The organism is Serratia sp. 2880STDY5682894 (assembly GCF_001537385.1).
Classification (GTDB): Bacteria; Pseudomonadota; Gammaproteobacteria; order Enterobacterales; family Enterobacteriaceae; genus Serratia; species Serratia nevei.
This window is the reverse complement of sequence record NZ_FCJA01000006.1, coordinates 110,036-128,016: the sequence shown is the minus strand read 5'-3', so window position 1 is coordinate 128,016 and position 17,981 is coordinate 110,036. Positions and strand designations below refer to the sequence as shown.

15 protein-coding genes are annotated in these 17,981 nt (G+C 58.5%); 5 read left to right on the top strand and 10 right to left on the bottom strand.

Annotation, left to right across the window (positions count from 1 at the left end; genetic code table 11):
- Positions 1–21: 21 nt before the first annotated feature.
- Positions 22–846: an HMP-PP phosphatase gene (gene cof / locus AWX27_RS14985; protein ID WP_033647299.1), complete on the bottom strand. Its 825-nt coding sequence runs from the start codon at positions 844–846 to the stop codon at positions 22–24.
- Between the two features lie 105 nt (positions 847–951).
- Here cof and AWX27_RS14980 point away from each other — a divergent pair, with 105 nt between their 5' ends.
- Together AWX27_RS14980 and queC are read left to right on the top strand one after the other, a co-directional pair.
- Positions 952–2,667, top strand: coding sequence for an SgrR family transcriptional regulator (locus AWX27_RS14980; RefSeq protein WP_060423380.1), 1,716 nt, complete (start codon positions 952–954; stop codon positions 2,665–2,667).
- A 115-nt stretch (positions 2,668–2,782) separates the two neighbouring features.
- Positions 2,783–3,481: a 7-cyano-7-deazaguanine synthase QueC gene (queC, locus tag AWX27_RS14975; RefSeq protein WP_025301770.1), complete on the top strand. Its 699-nt coding sequence runs from the start codon at positions 2,783–2,785 to the stop codon at positions 3,479–3,481.
- A gap of 35 nt (positions 3,482–3,516) precedes the next feature.
- Here queC and AWX27_RS14970 read toward each other — a convergent pair whose 3' ends face one another.
- The 9 genes from AWX27_RS14970 to bolA all read right to left on the bottom strand — a co-directional run bounded on the left by AWX27_RS14970 (position 3,517) and on the right by bolA (position 14,167).
- The gene (locus AWX27_RS14970) at positions 3,517–3,930 is read right to left on the bottom strand and encodes an acyl-CoA thioesterase (RefSeq protein ID WP_060423376.1); all 414 of its coding nucleotides are present in this window, start codon (positions 3,928–3,930) and stop codon (positions 3,517–3,519) included.
- 154 nt (positions 3,931–4,084) lie between these two features.
- Positions 4,085–4,465: a ComEA family DNA-binding protein gene (locus AWX27_RS14965; RefSeq protein ID WP_049199890.1), complete on the bottom strand. Its 381-nt coding sequence runs from the start codon at positions 4,463–4,465 to the stop codon at positions 4,085–4,087.
- A gap of 138 nt (positions 4,466–4,603) precedes the next feature.
- On the bottom strand, positions 4,604–6,487 hold the full coding sequence (gene ppiD, locus AWX27_RS14960) for a peptidylprolyl isomerase (protein WP_049199887.1): 1,884 nt from the start codon (positions 6,485–6,487) through the stop codon (positions 4,604–4,606).
- A gap of 178 nt (positions 6,488–6,665) precedes the next feature.
- Complete coding sequence (hupB, locus tag AWX27_RS14955) at positions 6,666–6,938, bottom strand: nucleoid-associated protein HU-beta (protein WP_060423373.1); 273 nt, start codon at positions 6,936–6,938, stop codon at positions 6,666–6,668.
- Positions 6,939–7,154: 216 nt separating this feature from the next.
- Complete coding sequence (gene lon / locus AWX27_RS14950) at positions 7,155–9,509, bottom strand: endopeptidase La (protein ID WP_019454189.1); 2,355 nt, start codon at positions 9,507–9,509, stop codon at positions 7,155–7,157.
- Between the two features lie 194 nt (positions 9,510–9,703).
- Positions 9,704–10,975, bottom strand: a complete 1,272-nt coding sequence (gene clpX / locus AWX27_RS14945; protein ID WP_004940354.1) for an ATP-dependent protease ATP-binding subunit ClpX — start codon at positions 10,973–10,975, stop codon at positions 9,704–9,706.
- A 143-nt stretch (positions 10,976–11,118) separates the two neighbouring features.
- Positions 11,119–11,742: an ATP-dependent Clp endopeptidase proteolytic subunit ClpP gene (gene clpP / locus AWX27_RS14940; protein ID WP_004940356.1), complete on the bottom strand. Its 624-nt coding sequence runs from the start codon at positions 11,740–11,742 to the stop codon at positions 11,119–11,121.
- A 438-nt stretch (positions 11,743–12,180) separates the two neighbouring features.
- Complete coding sequence (gene tig, locus AWX27_RS14935) at positions 12,181–13,485, bottom strand: trigger factor (protein ID WP_004940358.1); 1,305 nt, start codon at positions 13,483–13,485, stop codon at positions 12,181–12,183.
- Positions 13,486–13,852: 367 nt separating this feature from the next.
- Positions 13,853–14,167 carry a transcriptional regulator BolA gene (gene bolA / locus AWX27_RS14930; RefSeq protein WP_004940361.1) on the bottom strand — a complete coding sequence of 105 codons (315 nt, stop codon included), beginning with the start codon at positions 14,165–14,167 and terminating at the stop codon, positions 13,853–13,855.
- A gap of 314 nt (positions 14,168–14,481) precedes the next feature.
- On the opposite strand from bolA, the gene AWX27_RS14925 reads away from it, so the two are divergent.
- From AWX27_RS14925 to cyoA, 3 genes are all read left to right on the top strand, one after another.
- The gene (locus AWX27_RS14925; RefSeq protein ID WP_025160064.1) at positions 14,482–15,060 is read left to right on the top strand and encodes a lipoprotein; all 579 of its coding nucleotides are present in this window, start codon (positions 14,482–14,484) and stop codon (positions 15,058–15,060) included.
- Between the two features lie 51 nt (positions 15,061–15,111).
- On the top strand, positions 15,112–16,590 hold the full coding sequence (ampG, locus tag AWX27_RS14920) for a muropeptide MFS transporter AmpG (RefSeq protein ID WP_060423369.1): 1,479 nt from the start codon (positions 15,112–15,114) through the stop codon (positions 16,588–16,590).
- 440 nt (positions 16,591–17,030) lie between these two features.
- A complete protein-coding gene (cyoA, locus tag AWX27_RS14915) occupies positions 17,031–17,981 on the top strand; it encodes a cytochrome o ubiquinol oxidase subunit II (RefSeq protein WP_060423364.1) in 951 nt (316 codons plus the stop codon).

The following is a 17,981-nucleotide window of genomic DNA, read 5'->3' as shown; positions in this document are numbered from 1 at the left end:
CGGCCGGCTGTAAGGAGAACCTCATTCTTCGGGGGAATAGGTGAGGCAAGGTGAACGCAGCCAATGTTGTAAATAATGGGCCACCGCCTGTTGCTGGCAATGGCCGATAACCGGTAGCTGCGGCAGCAGGGATTTCAGCTGCGGCAGGGCGTTGCCCATCACCACGCCGTGCCCCACCGCCCCCAGCATCTCTTTGTCGTTCATCGCGTCGCCGAACGCCATGCAGTCGGCCATCGTCAGCCCCAGATGGCGGCTCAGCCGGTCCAGCGCCGTGCCTTTGTTGCAACCGAGCGGCAGCACTTCCAGACAGTCGTAAGCGGAAAAGCACAGGTCTGCCTCGTCGCCCAGCTGTGCCCGCAGCTGCACCTGCAACGCCAGCAGCTCCTCGTGCGGCGCGACAAAGCACACCTTGCTGTTGCCGAACGCCGGCAGGCGGCGCACGTCAGCCAGCTGAAAACGAAAGCCGCTCAGGTGGTGCGCCCGCAGCATCTCTTCCGGCACGGGAAACTCGGTCAGCCAACCTTCATCGCGGAACACATGCATGCTGGCGCGGGTGCGCCAATGATGATGCAGCACCTCTTCGGCGACCGCCGCCGGCAAATCGGTGGCGTGCAGCTGTTGGCCGCGGTTGTCATACACTCGCGTGCCGTTGCCGGTGATCAGGTACCCCTGCAGCCCCAGCTGCGCCATGATCGGCTGCGCGTCGAGGTAGTGCCGCCCGGTGGCGAACGTCACCACCATTTCCCGCTCTACCAGCTGGTTCAGCACCGCCAGCGTTTCCGGGCCAACCCGGTGATCCGGCATCAACAGCGTGCCGTCCATATCGAAAGCTGCCAGGCGATACATATAAGACCTCTTGAATGCGAACGCGATTACAATCCGTGCAGTATGGGATGGTATTTGCGGAAGTAATAGTGAACAATTTGAGAAAACTGTTCCGGATTTCTGCCCATGCGCCTGGTTCACCGTCTCAGCCAATATCAACGCCTGTACCAACAGCTCGGCAGCGCGCCGGTCGCCGTGACCATCGGCGAGCTGGCGGCGATGTTCTACTGCAGCGAACGGCACGCCCGCACGCTGGTGCAACATCTGCAGGATCAGGGCTGGCTGAGCTGGCATTCGCAGCCCGGCCGCGGCAAACGCGCCCGCCTGCATTGCCTGAAAACCCCGGATGAACTGCGCGCGCAGCTGCTGCAACAGCTGCTGCAACAGGGCAACCATCAGGGGGCGCTGGAGATGGCGCAGCTCGATCCGCAGCACCTGCAGGATCTGCTCAGCCCGCACCTCGGCGGGCAATGGCAGGCCGGCAGCCCGACGCTGCGCATTCCCTATTACCGCACGCTGGAAGCGCTCGACCCACTCACGCTGACCGGCCGCGCCGAGCAACATCTGGTATCGACCCTGCACGCCGGACTGACGCGCCTGATGACCGGTAACCCGGAACCGCAGCCCGATCTGGCGCACCACTGGCAAATTGGCGAGCACGGCCTGCGCTGGCGCTTCTTTCTGCGCAGTCAGCTGCGCTGGCATAACGGTGAACCGCTGACCGGCCAACAGCTGCTGCAAACGCTGGAAAAACTGCAGCGCCACCCGCGCAGCCAACCCAGCCTGGCCAACGTCGCGCACATCAGCCTGCCGCATCCGCTGTGCATCCAGTTCGATCTGCACCTGGCGGACTATTGGCTGGCTCACCGGCTGGCGGAGCTGCCTTGCCTGATGACCCACCCGGAGCTGCCGGGCATCGGCGCCGGCCCGTTCAAGCTGGCGCTGAATGAACCGCAGCTAGTGCGGCTGGAACAGCACGCCGGTTACCATCTGCAGCACCCGTATCTGGACACCATCGAGTACTGGATCACCCCCGACCTGCCCACCGCCGGCGCCGACACCAGTTGCCAGCATCCGGTGCGCATCACCATCGGTCAGCAAGACGATTTGGCGCAGGCCAGGCCGGTGCAGCGCAGCATGAGCCTGGGCTGGTGTTATCTGGCGCTGAACCTGCGCCACGGCGTGCTGAGCGAAGCCCAGGGGCAAAAGCTGCTGATGCTGATCCAGCAGTCCGGCCTGCTGAGCCGTCTACCTATTCCCAACAGCGTGATCACCCCCAGCCATGAAATGCTGCCCGGCTGGCGTATTCCCAGCCAACGGATTGAGGAAGATGTCACCCTGCCCGCCCGGCTGACGCTGCTGTATCGGCCGCCGGTCGAGCTGGAAACGGTGACGGTCGCGCTGCAGCGGCTGCTGGCGCAGCACGGCTGCGAGCTGGAGGTGCGTTACTACGCCGGTAAACGCTGGCAAAGCGAGGCGCAGATCGCCCAGGCCGACCTGCTGCTGGCAGACAACCTGATCGGTGAAGCGCCGGAGGCGACGCTGGAGAGCTGGCTGCGGCAGGATACGCTGTGGCGCGGCATCCTGACGGAAAGCCGCTGGCAGCAGCAGCAGGACACGCTGCGGCAGATCCAGCAGCTGCAGGCGCAGCAACCGCGCTTCGCACAGCTGCAGGCTTATTATCAACGGCTGATGGCCGCCGCCATCATCACGCCGCTGTTTCACTACCAGTATCAGATCAGCGCGCCGCCGCGCATGCATGGCGTCACGCTAACCGCCCACGGCTGGTTCGATTTTTGCCAGGCGTGGCTGCCGCCGCCGGTGGACGACGCACCGGCCTGAGCCGAACCGCCCTGCGCTTGGCGGCCCTTTCTGCTACTATTGTCGCCGCAACGCAATTTTTATCCTGCCGCCCGAATGTGTATCGGGAGAGGCCAAAGCCCAAAAAGGTGATTTTATGAAGCGCGCGGTTGTCGTTTTCAGCGGTGGACAAGACTCCACGACCTGCTTGATCCAGGCATTGCAACAGTATGATGAAGTTCACTGCGTCACGTTCGATTACGGCCAGCGCCATCGCGCCGAGATTGAAGTGGCTCAAGAGCTGTCGGTAGCCCTCGGCGCCAAGGCACACAAGGTGCTGGACGTAACGCTGCTCAATGAGCTGGCCGTCAGTAGCCTGACGCGCGACAATATTCCGGTTCCCGCCTACGATCCCAATCAGAAGAATGCGCTGCCGAGCACCTTCGTGCCGGGCCGCAACATCCTGTTCCTGACGCTGGCGGCGATCTACGCCTACCAGGTGGAAGCGGAAGCGGTGATCACCGGCGTGTGTGAAACCGATTTCTCCGGCTATCCGGATTGCCGCGACGAGTTTGTTAAAGCGTTGAACAAGGCGGTGACGCTGGGCATCGCCCGCGATATCCGCTTCGAAACGCCGCTGATGTGGCTAAACAAGGCCGAGACCTGGGCGCTGGCGGATTATTACCACCAGCTGGATCGCGTGCGCCAGGATACGCTGACCTGCTACAACGGCATCAAGGGTGACGGCTGCGGCGAATGTGCCGCCTGCAACCTGCGCGCCAATGGCCTGATGCAGTACCGGGCCAACCAGGCGGAAGTGATGGCGGCGTTGAAACAGAAGGCCGCTCTGGCCTGAGGCAGTGACGGCGGCAGCCTCTGCCGCCCGTGAGCTTACTGCAGATTATCCTTCGGCGTGAGCGCCTCCAGGCGCTCGCGCAATTCTCCTTCGATCGGCAGCGCACGCTGCGTTTTCAGATCGACACACACGAAAGTCAGCAGCGCGTCAGCCACCGGCGTCCCGGCCGGATCCTGCGTCACCTTTTGGCTCAGCACCCCGCTCTTGCCATTGAGCTGCACCATCTGGCTGTCGATACGCAGCTTATCCCCCAATACCGCCGGGCTGCGGTAATTGATATTGATGTTCACCACGATGAAAGCGATGTTGTTTTCCGTCATCCAGCGGAACCCGGCCTCGTTCTCCAGCCATTCCCAGCGCGCCTCTTCCAGAAACTCCAGATAGCGGGCGTTGTTAACGTGCTGGTAAACATCAAGGTGATAACCGCGAACTTTGATAAAGGTTTGCATAGGGAACGATCGCTCCTGCCTGGTGATTACAGAAAGAGGGAGCCGCAGCGGCTCCCTCGCCCGTTTGGTCAACGCGCCAAACTGGTAAGACCTGTAAAATGTAGCAGAGGAGTGACGGCCTCAGCGGCATTTTGCCACGCAGCCGCGACCGGGATCACATTTTCAGCCGGGTGCGGTTCTTCTCAAACAGCGCCGGCCCGATGCCCGGCACCTCCTGCAACTGCTCAACCTGGGTGAACGGCCCGTTCTGCTCGCGGTAGCGCACGATGCCTTCCGCCTTCTTCAAACCGACGCCGCTCAAGGCGGCGGCCAGCTGTTCGGCGGTGGCCTGATTGATGCTGACCGCCGCCTCCTCGGCTGTCTTGGTCATCACCGATTGCCCGCCATTGCTCGCCGGTGCTGAGAGCATGGGTGCCGGCGCCTCGGCTTTATCCACCGCGGCGGCCGGCCCCGCCAGGCACAAAAGCAGCGCGGTGAGCGCAGCTTTGACGTGATGACGGTAACCTGATAACGCTTTTTTCTCTGTATGTTGCATGCTGTATCCTCCTTGTGTGTGACAGCACGGCTACCTTGCCGCGGCGGCGAATATTCAGCAATCGGCGGATATCAGATGTGGAAAAGGCCGCGAAAGCGGCCTTTGTTTGTTGCACTGCGTTGCAGAAAAATGCGGCGATTACTGAGGCTGTTGCTCAGCGGCGCCCATTTTGATCTTGGCTTCTTTACGCAGGCTCGCCAGCAGCGAATCGAAGGAAACGCCGGTCGCTCCCTCTTCCATCTTGCCGACGAAGGTTTTCATTTCGTCTTCCGGCAACGTGCCTGGCTTCACCGCATCGAGCGCGATCAGCACCACGTTATCCTGGCGATCCTGCGACATGCCGTACACCGGTTTGCCGTCCTGCGGGTGCGGCAGCGCGAACACGCTCTCCACCAGCTGGCTGTCTTCCGGCGCGCGCGCCATCTTCTGCACGGCGCCAAAGCTCAGGCCGGCGGCTTTCATCGCCTCGTCGCCCTTGCCCTGCTTCAGCTCAACCAGCAGCTTCTCGCCCTGCAGTTTCGCTTCCTGCACCGCTTTGTTGCGCTTCACCAGCTCGGCCACGCGGTCTTTCACCTGGTCGAATGGTTCGATACCTTCCGGCTTATGGCCGCTCACGCGCACCACGAAGGCGCGGTCGCCATCTACGGTGATCACGTCGGAGTTGCTGCCCGGCGCGCCGTTCTCGCCGATCAGCGAGCCGTCGAAGATCGCCTGCACGACCGGCTTGAAGTTCAGCGCGGCAGGAATGTTGTCACGGGTGAACCAGTCGCTTTGCGCCGCTTTCACGCCGGCCGCTTCTTCAGCCGAGGCCAGAGATTCGTTGTCGCTGGTAGCCGCTTCGCTCACCTTCTGCTGCAGCGCGTAATACGCGTCTACCGCTTTCTCCTGCTGCACCTGCTTGGCGATGGCGTCATGCACTTCGCTCAGCGGCTTCACTTTCTCAGGTTCGATATCATTCAAACGCACGATCAGGAAGCCGACGGAAGATTTCACCACGCCCGACAGCTGCCCTTTCTCGGTCAGGTTAGCCTGCTTCAGCTCGTCGGCGGTGGTTTCCGGCTCCAGCCAGCCCAGCTCGCCGCCGGTGCGGCGTGAGATGATATCGGTGGATTTCTCTTTCGCCAGGGTGGCGAAATCGGCGCCCTTCTTCAGCTCGTCCAGCACGGCGTTGGCTTCCGCCTCGGTTTTCAGCTGAATCACGCTGTAGTTTTTACGCTCCGGCTGGCCGTAGCTGCTCTTGTGCTGGTCGTAGTAAGCGCTGATGTCTTCTTCGCTCACTTTCACCTTGTCCTGCATGGACGCGGCGTCCAGCGGGATATAGCTCACCTTCACCTGCTCTGGTGCGATGAAGCTGTTTTTGTTCTGATCGTAATACGCCTTCAGTTCGTCGTCACCGGCGCTCTGTTTCGCCTGCAGCGCCTTCAGATCGATGGTCGCCAGGCGCACGTCGCGCTCCTGCAGCACCAGCGCCGCCATGGCTTGCGATTCGGACGGCAGCACGAAGCCGGACTCGCCGAAGGCCTGAATCAGCTGCTGATTGACCAGCTGCTGGCGCATCGACTGCGCGAAGTTGTCGGCGGTGTAGCCCATGCGGCCGATCAGGTCGAGGTATTTGGCGTTATCGAACTGGCCGTTGGTCTGGAAGTAAGGCGCCTTGCGGATGGCGTCCTTGATCTGATCGTCGCTGACCGCCAGGCCCAGCTTCTTGGCGTACTGGTCGAGCAGCATGTTGTCGATCAACTGGGACAACACCTGACGGCGCATCTGCTGCATGTAGCCTTCGTTGCCGGCCAGCGCGGAGAACTGGTCACCCAGCTGCTGCTGCATGCGGCTACGCTCGCTTTGGAAAGCCTGTTCCAGCTGAGCGCGTTCGATCGTCTGACCATTTACTTTCGCAGCATAATCGCCGGAGCCGCCGATCAGGTAGTTACCCACCCCGGTCAGAACGAATGACAGGATGATCAGGGCCAGGATGATTTTGAGCACGACGTGATTAGCAGCCGCGCGTAAATTGTCCATCATAGTGTGACAACACTCCGCTGTGATGTGGATTAACAACCCTTGTGCAGGCGCGTTCCCTGCGACAAAAATAAAAAAAGCGCATCAGTCCGATGCGCCTTGTATCTTACCTTACCAGCACCGCTGCGTCAGGTGATTGTTTATTACAAAACCCTGTTACGCTAAACGGTTAGACGCTAAATCAGTTTACAGCGTCTTTCAGCGCTTTCCCTGCACGGAAGGCCGGTACTTTGGCTACCGCGATTTTGATCTCTTTACCGGTCTGCGGGTTGCGGCCGGTACGAGCCGAACGTTCACGCACGGTGAAGGAACCGAAACCTACCAGAGCCACGTCATCCCCTGCTTTCAGAGAGTCGGTAACGGAAGCGATTACTGCGTCTAAAGCACGTCCCGCTGCCGCTTTGGAAATATCAGCACCTGCGGCAATCTTGTCGATCAGTTGTGACTTATTCACTCTATCATCCCCTCTAGAATTCTATCGTCGCACCGAAAAATCCCTACGGTTGCGACAGCGCAGCTGTTATATCAATCCCATCGAACCTTAGCAAGCCACCGACTGGGTGGCAAAACGCGGGCCGACAGAGATCTAACTTAGCGGTACAAAAAAATACTGGCAAGTCCGAAATGGCTTGCCAGTATAAGTTTTATCAATGGTTTTTGCGATTCGTCACTATTTTGCCGCTACCGGCAGTGCGCCGAAGGCCGGGTTTTGCAACGCAATGTTCAAAACTTCATCGATTCGCTGCACCGGATGAATCTCCAGATCGGCGATAACATTGTCCGGGATCTCTTCCAGATCGCGCTTGTTCTCGTAAGGGATCAGCACGGTTTTGATGCCGCCGCGATGCGCCGCCAACAGCTTCTCTTTCAGGCCGCCGATCGGCAATACCTGGCCGCGCAGCGTGATCTCGCCGGTCATCGCCACATCGGCGCGTACCGGGTTGCCGGTCAGACAGGAGACCAGCGCGGTGCACATCGCGATACCGGCGCTCGGGCCGTCTTTCGGCGTCGCCCCTTCCGGCACGTGCACGTGGATGTCGCGTTTCTCGTAGAAATCGGCGTTGATGCCCAATTTCTCCGCGCGCGCGCGCACCACGGTCAGCGCCGCCTGAATCGATTCCTGCATCACTTCACCCAGAGAACCGGTGTAGGTCAGCTTGCCTTTGCCCGGCACGCAGGCGGTTTCGATGGTCAGCAGATCGCCGCCCACTTCCGTCCACGCCAGCCCGGTGACTTCGCCCACGCGGTTTTCGGTATCCGCACGGCCGTAATCGACGCGCTGCACGCCCAGGTAATCCTTCAGGTTGTCGCCGTTGATCTCGATATGCTTGCGCTTCTTGTCCATCAGCAGCGTTTTCACCGCTTTACGGCACAGCTTGGAGATTTCACGCTCCAGGCTACGCACCCCGGCTTCGCGGGTGTAGAAGCGAATGATACCGATGATGGCGCTGTCGTCGACCGTCAGCTCGCCTTTTTTCAGCGCGTTGCGCTCAAGCTGCTTCGGCAGCAGGTGCTGCTTGGCAATGTTGAGCTTCTCGTCCTCGGTGTAACCCGACAGGCGGATCACTTCCATACGGTCCAGCAGCGGCGCAGGAATGTTCATCGAGTTCGAGGTGGCGACGAACATCACGTCGGACAGATCGTAATCCACTTCCAGGTAGTGGTCGTTGAACGCCACGTTCTGTTCCGGATCCAGCACCTCCAGCAGAGCGGAGGCCGGATCGCCACGCATGTCGGAAGACATCTTGTCGATCTCATCCAGCAGGAACAGCGGGTTCTTCACCCCAACCTTGGCCATCTTCTGGATCAGTTTGCCCGGCATCGAACCGATGTAGGTACGGCGGTGACCGCGGATTTCCGCTTCGTCACGCACGCCGCCCAGCGCCATGCGCACGTACTGGCGGCCGGTCGCTTTGGCGATCGACTGCCCCAGTGAGGTTTTACCCACGCCCGGCGGCCCTACCAGACACAGGATCGGCCCCTTGATTTTGCTGACGCGGCTCTGTACCGCGAGGTACTCGAGGATGCGATCCTTGACGCGCTCCAGGCCGTAGTGATCGGTATCGAGCACTTCCTGCGCCTTGACCAGGTCTTTTTTCACCTTGCTACGCGCATTCCACGGCACCTGCAGCATCCAGTCGATGTAGCCGCGCACCACGGTCGCTTCCGCTGACATCGGCGACATCATCTTCAGCTTCTGCAGTTCCGCTTCGGTTTTCTCGCGTGCCTCTTTCGGCATCTTCGCCGCATCGATCTTGCGCTTCAGCGCTTCGTGCTCGTCCGGCGCATCGTCCATCTCGCCCAGCTCTTTCTGAATCGCCTTCATCTGCTCATTCAGATAGTACTCGCGCTGGCTCTTCTCCATCTGCTTCTTGACGCGGTTGCGGATGCGTTTCTCGACCTGCAGCAGGTCGATCTCCGACTCCATCATCGCCATCAGGTATTCCAGACGCTCGGTGATGTCGGACATCTCGAGCACCGACTGCTTGTCGCTGAGTTTCAGCGGCATATGGGCAGCGATGGTGTCCGCCAGGCGCGCGGCGTCGTCGATGCTGTTCAGTGAAGTCAGCACCTCCGGCGGGATTTTTTTGTTCAGCTTGATATAGCCTTCAAACTGATTGATCGCGGTGCGCACCAGCACTTCCTGCTCGCGCTCGTCGATCGCTGGCGACTCAAGGTATTCCGCCTGCGCGGCAAAATGCTCACCGCTGTCGGACAGCGTAGTGATGCGTGCGCGCTGCAGCCCCTCGACCAGCACTTTTACCGTGCCGTCCGGCAGCTTCAACATCTGCAGGATCGACGCTACGGTGCCAACCGAGAACAAGTCGTTAATGCCAGGTTCATCCGTTGAGGCCTCTTTCTGTGCCACCAGCATGATCTTCTTATCGTGATCCATTGCGGCTTCGAGGCACCGAATCGATTTTTCCCGGCCAACAAATAACGGGATCACCATGTGCGGATAAACCACCACGTCGCGCAATGGCAGGACGGGGATTTCAATGCGTTCGGAACGCTCAGGGTTCATAGAGCTCTCTCTTAGTTTAATTTCCGCCAGGTTGAGGGGGAATCTCATGAGACGCAAGCATCTAACGTTTCATAAAATCTGGTTAATGAGTATATGGGGATGAATCTCTTACATTCAACGGCAAGAATGCAGGAAAAAGAAATGGGGGATGAAATCCCCCATTTTGCTGATAACGCTCTGGTTTAACTGGCTAATTATTCGCCAGATGCCTGGGCTTCCGGCTTGCCGTAGATCAACAGCGGCTTGGATTGGCCGGCGATGACCGACTCGTCGATCACCACTTTGTCTACGCTGTCCATCGACGGCAGATCGTACATGGTGTCGAGCAGCGCGCCTTCCACGATGGAACGCAGGCCGCGGGCGCCGGTTTTGCGCGCCATGGCTTTCTTGGCGATGGCGTTCAGCGCTTCGTCGCGGAACTCCAGCTCCACGCCTTCCAGATTGAACAGCGCCTGATACTGCTTGGTCAGGGCGTTCTTCGGCTCTTTCAGGATCTGAATCAGCGCATCTTCGCTCAGCTCGCTCAGGGTCGCCACCACCGGCAGACGGCCGATGAACTCTGGGATCAGACCGAACTTGATCAAATCTTCCGGTTCGGCCTGCAGCAGCAGTTCGCCCTCGGTCGCCTTCTCGGACTCGCCCTTGACGGTCGCGCCGAAGCCGATGCCGGAGCCGGTGTTGACGCGCTGACCGATCACCTTATCCAGGCCGGCGAAAGCGCCGCCGCAGATAAACAGGATCTTGGAGGTATCAACCTGCAGGAACTCCTGTTGCGGATGCTTGCGCCCACCCTGCGGCGGAACCGCGGCGATGGTGCCTTCAATCAGCTTCAGCAGCGCCTGCTGCACGCCTTCACCCGAGACGTCACGCGTGATCGACGGGTTATCGGACTTGCGGGAAATCTTATCGATTTCATCGATATAAACGATACCGCGCTGCGCTTTCTGCACGTCATAGTCACATTTTTGCAACAGCTTCTGGATAATATTTTCCACGTCCTCGCCCACGTAACCGGCTTCGGTCAGCGTGGTGGCGTCGGCCATGGTGAACGGCACGTCCAGGAAGCGCGCCAGCGTTTCCGCCAGCAGGGTTTTACCGCTGCCGGTCGGGCCGATCAGCAAGATGTTGCTCTTGCCCAACTCGATACCGTTGCTGGTATCGCCGTTGCGCAGGCGTTTGTAGTGGTTGTACACCGCAACCGCCAGCACTTTCTTCGCCTGCTCCTGGCCGATGACGTAGTCATCCAGGTGGTGGCGAATTTCGTGCGGCGTCGGCAGCGCACTGCGCTCACGATGCGGGGCAACTTCTTTAATCTCTTCGCGAATAATGTCGTTACACAGATCGACACATTCATCGCAGATATACACTGACGGCCCGGCAATCAGCTTACGCACTTCATGCTGGCTTTTGCCGCAAAAAGAGCAGTACAGCAGCTTTCCTGAACCGTCTTTGCGCTTATCTGTCATCAGTCAAACCTCTTCTTTAGTCTTGTCCCGCAGGAAAATCACGGCGGCAGTGCGCCCAAACTCATATCGGGAACGCCGAGGGGCCACAACAGAGCGAGCCCCTGCCCACTCTGATTACTATAGTCCATCGGCGCCGCGTGGTTCTAGCTGCGGTGTGTCAGAATGCCGTCAACCAGGCCGTATTCCACGGCTTCTTCCGCGGTCATAAAGCGATCGCGCTCGGTGTCGCGCTCGATCTGCTCCAGCGGCTGGCCGGTATGCTCGGCCATCAGTTCGTTCATGCGCGCTTTCACCTTAAGGATTTCACGCGCATGGATTTCGATGTCCGTCGCCTGGCCCTGGTAGCCGCCCAGCGGCTGGTGAATCATCACGCGCGAGTTAGGCAGGCAGAAACGTTTGCCTTTGGCACCCGCGGTCAGCAGGAAGGAGCCCATCGAGCACGCCTGGCCCATACAGATGGTGCTGACGTCCGGCTTGATGAACTTCATGGTGTCGTAAATCGACATGCCCGCGGTAATTACCCCACCCGGCGAGTTGATGTAGAGGTAAATGTCTTTTTCCGGGCTTTCCGCTTCGAGGAACAGCATTTGCGCCACGATCAGGTTGGCCATGTGATCTTCCACCTGGCCGGTCAGGAAAATGATGCGCTCTTTCAGCAGGCGGGAATAGATGTCGTAAGAACGCTCCCCGCGTGAAGTCTGCTCTACCACCATCGGCACCAGCGCCATGTTCGGTGCAAATTGATCTCGTTCGCCACTGTATGACATTACCGTCTCCTAATAGAAATTGCCTTGGCGGCCAGGGTGTCACCCTAATACGCCGATTCTACTTGAGAACGGCCATGATGACTATGCTCAAGCATTCGACCCGCGCCACACGTACCCGACGGTTATTTCATCCCGCGCACTTTGGCAAACAGCCCCAGAATTATTCTTAACAGATTGGGGGATCCCGGCGCGATTTCAAGCCCAGAGGCCGATTTTCTCCGCGCGCCGAAAACGATGCCGTTATTCTGACCGTTATCATGCCAGCCAGTTCCCCAGGCAACAGGGTAAATATAGTGCATATTGCCCCGCTTAACCTGAGATTAATCAGCAACGTGGCAAAAAGAAAAGCCCGCAACCTGAGGTTGCGGGCTTTTTCATCGTGCGCCGGTTCGCCAGGCGAAACCGGGGGCGCCGTTCATCGCGCCCAGCACGCCGGCATTACGCCTGTTGAGTCTGGTTCATCAGCTCGCTGAAGGTAGTGGCTTTTTCAGTCACTTTCGCTTTTGCCAGCAGGGCTTCAACCGCTTGCTCTTCCAGAGCCACGTTGCGCATGTTGTTCATCAGCTCTTTGTTTTTGCTGTAGAACTCGATGACTTCGCTCGGATCTTCGTAGGCAGAAGCCATTTCTTCGATCAGCGTCTTCACGCGGTCTTCGTCAGCTTTCAGATCGTTGGTGCTGATCACTTCGCCCAGCAGCAGGCCAACCACTACGCGGCGTTTCGCTTGCTCTTCGAACAGCTCGCGTGGCAGTTCCAGCGCTTGCTTCTCGTTGCCGCCGAAACGCTGTGCAGCCTGACGACGCAGTACGTCGATTTCGCCGTCGATCAGGGCAGCAGGCACGTCGATTTCGTTCGCGCTCACCAGACCGTCGATCGCCTGAGACTTGATGCGGTTACGCACGGCGCCTTTCAGCTCGCGCTCCATGTTCTTGCGAACTTCGGTGCGCAGGCCGGCAACGGAACCGTCCGCCACGCCGAAACGCTTGATGAACTCTTCGGTCAGTTCCGGCAGCTCGCGCTCTTCAACTTTCTTCAGCACGATAGCGAATTTGGCCGCTTTGCCCTTCAGGTTTTCCGCGTGGTAATCTTCTGGGAAGTTCACGTCGATGGAGAACTCTTCGCCCGCTTTGTGACCGACCAGGCCTTCTTCGAAGCCTGGGATCATGCGGCCCTGGCCCATTGCCAGTACGAAGTCGGACGCTTTGCCGCCTTCGAACTCTTCACCGTCGATAGAACCGGTGAAGTCAACGGTCACGCGATCTTCAGCTTCCGCTGCGCGATCGGTTTCTTTCCAGGTCGCCTGCTGCTTGCGCAGAGTGTCCAGCATCGCGTCGACGTCTTCGTCGTTCACTTCAACCACTGGTTTTTCAACTTCGATGTTTTCCAGGCCTTTCAGCTCAACTTCTGGATACACTTCGAATTCAACGGCGAAAGTGAAGTCTTCACCTTCTTTGTACTCGCCCGGCACGTAGTTTGGTGCACCGGCCGGATTAATCTTTTCTTTGATGATCGCGTCAACGAAGCTGCGCTGCATCGCTTCGCCCAGCACGTCCTGACGAACAGAGGCGCCGTAACGCTGTTCCACGATGTTCATCGGCACTTTGCCTTTGCGGAAGCCGTCGATACGCACGCTTTTCGCTGCGTTGATCAGCTCTTTCTTCACCGCCTGCTTGATAGTATCAGCCGGTACAGTAATAGAGAGACGGCGCCCAAGGCCTTGAGTGGTTTCTACTGAAACTTGCATCTTGTTACCTCAAAAAAATCACAGTGCTCGGTCAACTCCGTTCCAAGAACCAGGACGGCTACAAATAAGAACCGAGTTCCCTGATGACAGAAGCGTCCCGAAACCATTCCGGAAAAATAAGACGCGACATTATAGCGGCGCATGCATGGCGAGTCGAGGAAAGCTAGGCGGCGCAGGCGCGCTAAAACTCACACTTTTGCCGATTCAATCGCCAAAAGGCCGCCAAAACAGACCGAACGTTGGCCATATTGCGCGTCGGCCGTGTCGTCGTCAAAAACAGAAACGGCCCGCAGGCCGTTTCAAAATTCGTCAGTAGTAATACCCTAATTCGAGGGCAAAGTTCCACTGATACCTGAAAATTTCCCCCTCAGGCCAGCGTCCCGGCGCCGCGGCACGGCGGCGAGGCCGGCACGGTATCCTGCAATCCTTCCCACTCTTTGAGCGTATAGGTGTGCAGCGCCAGCGCGTGTACGCCATCGGCCAGTTCTTCCGACAGTACGCCGTAGATAGAGCGGTGACGCGTCAAAAACCGTTCGCCGACGAAGCGATCGCTGACCAATACCACTTTGAAATGACTTTCTGAACCCGCCGGAACGTTATGACGATAGCTTTCATCAACGACTTCCAGATACGCGGGCTCAAACGCCGCCCTTAACTTTGCTTCTATTTGCTCGCGAATCATAGGATCTCCTTACAACACCGGCAGAGGACCGTGCCCATCTAGTTCAATATTAGCCGGTTTTCCCCCGTTTAGACCATCACCGGGACAAATTTCTCTTTTCTGCGGTCAGATGATGAGCGTCATCCCCGCCGCTTGGGGGATTATCCGATTGAGCGGGCCAAAAAAGCGTGTTTTTATCAACGGCAGGTAAAAATTTGTCACTCAGGCGCCTTCCGCGCTTCCACCGCACGGCGGCGATGCTATGATGTCGGCAATTTGTTGTCGGCTATCCCGCTCTGATTATTGCTAAATCCATCGAGAATGAGACAGAAAACATGTTAAAGAAACTTTGTCTTCCTTTGCTGGCCGCCCTGCTGCTGGCCGGTTGCGCGACCAGCAGCAACACCCTGAACGTCACGCCGAAAATCGTTCTGCCGCAGCAGGATCCTACCCTGCAGGGCATCACCATCAGCATCAACGGCGCGGATCAGCGCACCGATCAGGCGCTGGCCAAGGTGAATCGCGACGGCCAACTGGTCACGCTGACGCCATCGCGCGATCTGCGTTTCCTGCTGCAGGAAGTGCTGGAGAAACAGATGGGCGCTCGCGGCTACATGATCGGCGCCGACGGCCCGGTGGCGCTGCAGATCGTCGTCAATAACCTGTACGCGGACGTTTCCGAAGGGAACCTGCGCTACAACATCACCACCAAAGCCGACATCTCGATCATCGCCCAGGCGAAGAACGGCAACAAGCAGGTGAAAAATTACCGCTCGACGTATAACGTGCAGGGCGCCTTCACGGCCACCAACGAGAAGATCACCGACGCCGTCAACTCCGTGCTGGGCGACGTGATCGCCGACATGGCGCAGGACACCAGCGTCAACGACTTTATCAAGCAAAACGCGCGCTAATCGACGCGCCTTGCGCCGCCCGGCGGATCGGGCGGCGCAGACAGGGAACTCATGTCGAAACACTATCTGAACATCTTCACCCAGCGTAACTCCGCCATTCTACTGCTGCTGGGCTTCGCGTCGGGTCTGCCGCTGGCATTGACCTCCGGCACGCTGCAAGCCTGGATGACCGTCGAAAACATCGATCTGAAGACCATCGGCATTTTCTCGCTGGTGGGCCAGGCCTACGTATTCAAATTCCTCTGGTCGCCGTTCATGGACCGCTATACCCCGCCGTTTCTCGGGCGGCGGCGCGGTTGGCTGCTGATCAGCCAGCTGCTGCTGGTGGCGGCGATCGTGGCGATGGGCTTCATGCAGCCCGCGCAGCACCTGTGGTGGCTGGCGGCGTTGGCGGTGCTGGTGGCGTTCTGCTCCGCCTCGCAAGATATCGTGTTCGACGCTTATAAAACCGACCTGCTGAAAGCCGAAGAGCGCGGGGCGGGTGCGGCGATCTCGGTGCTGGGCTACCGGCTGGCGATGCTGGTTTCCGGCGGCCTGGCGCTGTGGCTGGCGGATCGCTATTTCGGCTGGCAGGCCACCTACTGGCTGATGGCCGGATTGATGCTGATCGGCGTGGCCGCCACGCTGATGGCGCCGGAGCCCGATGAAAGCATCCCGGCACCGCGCACCATGGAACAGGCGGTCGTCGCGCCGCTGCGTGATTTCTTCGGCCGCAACAACGCCTGGCTGATCCTGCTGCTGATCGTGATGTACAAAATGGGCGACGCCTTCGCCGGCAGCCTGAGCACCACGTTCCTGATCCGCGGCGTGGGGTTCGACGCCGGTGAAGTCGGGCTGGTCAACAAAACGCTCGGCCTGTTCGCCACCATCGTCGGCGCCCTGTTCGGCGGCGTGCTGATGCAGCGTCTCACCCTGTTCCGCGCGCTGATGCTGTTCGGCGTCCTGCAGGCGGTCTCCAACCTCGGGTATTGGATCCTGGCGGTGACCGACAAGAGCCTGCTCACCATGGGCAGCGCCATCTTCCTCGAAAACCTGTGCGGCGGCATGGGCACTGCGGCCTTCGTGGCGCTGCTGATGACGCTGTGCAACCGTTCGTTCTCCGCCACCCAGTTTGCGCTGCTGTCGGCGCTGTCCGCCGTGGGGCGCGTCTATGTCGGCCCGATCGCCGGCTGGTTCGTCGAAGCCCACGGCTGGCCGTTGTTCTACCTGTTCTCTATCGCCGCCGCCCTGCCCGGCTTGCTGCTGCTCGGCATCTGCCGCCAGACGCTGGAACACACCCAGCAACATGGCGACTTTATGCCGCGCACCGAGTTTTCCGGATCTTACCGCTGGGCGCTGCGCCTGCTGACGCTGGGCTGTTCGCTGTTGGGCCTGTGGTTGCTGTTGCTGATCGCCAATGCGCTGGACTGGACGCAGGCACCGCTGTTGGCCGATCGGCTGCTGCAGGTCGGCGCCGCGCTGAGCCTGCTCGGCGTCGCGATGGGCAGCGCGCTGGATTACCTGGCCCTGCGCCGCACCCGTTTGGCATAATCTGACCGGCCGGCGATTTCGCCGGCCGAAAAAAAAGCGATCCGCGGGTATATTTATTTTGGTAAAAAAAGATAATCGACGCGGAAATTATTTTTTTATCCGACTGCCGCACTCGGAAATAAAATTAAATTCACCTTTAAGAAACAATTATTTTACATTAAACAAACCTTTTCTGCGTATTTCCCCGCCGCGCATTTCTTCGCCAAATTCATCATACCTTTAGTTTTCCTTAACATACGGGCTGCTCGTCACGATTCAGCGTGCCAACGCGTTGTTGTCATTGGTAAATTGTCACGCAGGGTTACATCTGTGACCCCCTTAACAGAAAGTGTCAACAAGCCGCTGACACTCCCTTAAGCATGTTTACAGTACTGCAACCTTCCCGTAAAATGCCCGCACACATGAAACGACAATTGAGCCTTTGTTATTGAGGTCGTTAGATGAGACTTAAGAAATACAATAAAAGTATTGGGATGCTGTCATTAATCGCAGGCACTGTATTGCTCAGTGGCTGCGATATGGTTTTGATGAATCCCAAAGGAGCAATTGGTGTTGAGCAACGGACACTGATTATCACTGCAATCGCGTTGATGTTGATCGTGGTGGTGCCAGTTATCTTCATGGCGTTCGCCTTTGCCTGGAAGTATCGTTCTTCCAACAAAGACGCCAAGTACAGTCCGAACTGGGCCCACTCCAACAAGATCGAAGCGGTCGTCTGGACCATTCCTATCATTATCATCGCCATCCTTGGCACCATTACCTGGAAGACTACCCACGAACTCGACCCGTTCAAGCCGATTGTCACCGACAAGAAGCCGATGACGATCGAAGTGGTGTCGCTCGACTGGAAATGGCTGTTCATCTACCCGGAACAAGGCATTGCGACCGTTAATGAGCTGGCTTTCCCGAAAGATGTTCCAGTCGAATTCAAGATCACCTCTAACTCGGTAATGAACTCGTTCTTTATCCCGCAGTTGGGTGGACAGATTTATGCGATGGCCGGCATGCAGACCAAACTGCACCTGATCGGCAACGAAGCCGGTGCCTACAAGGGCATCTCCAGCAGCTACAGCGGCGCAGGCTTCTCCGGTATGAAATTCACCGCGATCGTTACCCCGACCGAAGGCGACTTCGATCAGTGGGTGGCCAAGGTGAAGGCATCGTCTAAAAACCTGAACACCACCGACGACTTTAACAAACTGGCAGAGCCGAGTGAAAACAACCCGGTTGAGTACTTTGCCGCTGTCAAACCGAATTTGTTCAAAGAAACAATTGCCAAATTCATGGGCGACATGGATATGCACAAGGGCGCTGGCGCGCACGAAGGCATGGACATGAGCCAAGGTATGGACATGGGTGAACATGCTGCTCACGCCGGAGCCGAGGAATAA

What these genes read in the sequence shown, in the direction of transcription:
- AWX27_RS14980 (WP_060423380.1), top strand. Translation starts at nt 952, where the DNA reads ATGCGCCTGGTTCACCGTCTCAGCCAATATCAACGCCTGTACCAACAG.
- AWX27_RS14970 (WP_060423376.1), bottom strand. Translation starts at nt 3,930, where the DNA reads ATGCAAACCTTTATCAAAGTTCGCGGTTATCACCTTGATGTTTACCAG.
- AWX27_RS14925 (WP_025160064.1), top strand. Translation starts at nt 14,482, where the DNA reads ATGTTAAAGAAACTTTGTCTTCCTTTGCTGGCCGCCCTGCTGCTGGCC.
- clpP (WP_004940356.1), bottom strand. Translation starts at nt 11,742, where the DNA reads ATGTCATACAGTGGCGAACGAGATCAATTTGCACCGAACATGGCGCTG.
- ampG (WP_060423369.1), top strand. Translation starts at nt 15,112, where the DNA reads ATGTCGAAACACTATCTGAACATCTTCACCCAGCGTAACTCCGCCATT.
- lon (WP_019454189.1), bottom strand. Translation starts at nt 9,509, where the DNA reads ATGAACCCTGAGCGTTCCGAACGCATTGAAATCCCCGTCCTGCCATTG.
- tig (WP_004940358.1), bottom strand. Translation starts at nt 13,485, where the DNA reads ATGCAAGTTTCAGTAGAAACCACTCAAGGCCTTGGGCGCCGTCTCTCT.
- ppiD (WP_049199887.1), bottom strand. Translation starts at nt 6,487, where the DNA reads ATGATGGACAATTTACGCGCGGCTGCTAATCACGTCGTGCTCAAAATC.
- queC (WP_025301770.1), top strand. Translation starts at nt 2,783, where the DNA reads ATGAAGCGCGCGGTTGTCGTTTTCAGCGGTGGACAAGACTCCACGACC.
- cof (WP_033647299.1), bottom strand. Translation starts at nt 846, where the DNA reads ATGTATCGCCTGGCAGCTTTCGATATGGACGGCACGCTGTTGATGCCG.
- cyoA (WP_060423364.1), top strand. Translation starts at nt 17,031, where the DNA reads ATGAGACTTAAGAAATACAATAAAAGTATTGGGATGCTGTCATTAATC.
- clpX (WP_004940354.1), bottom strand. Translation starts at nt 10,975, where the DNA reads ATGACAGATAAGCGCAAAGACGGTTCAGGAAAGCTGCTGTACTGCTCT.
- AWX27_RS14965 (WP_049199890.1), bottom strand. Translation starts at nt 4,465, where the DNA reads ATGCAACATACAGAGAAAAAAGCGTTATCAGGTTACCGTCATCACGTC.
- bolA (WP_004940361.1), bottom strand. Translation starts at nt 14,167, where the DNA reads ATGATTCGCGAGCAAATAGAAGCAAAGTTAAGGGCGGCGTTTGAGCCC.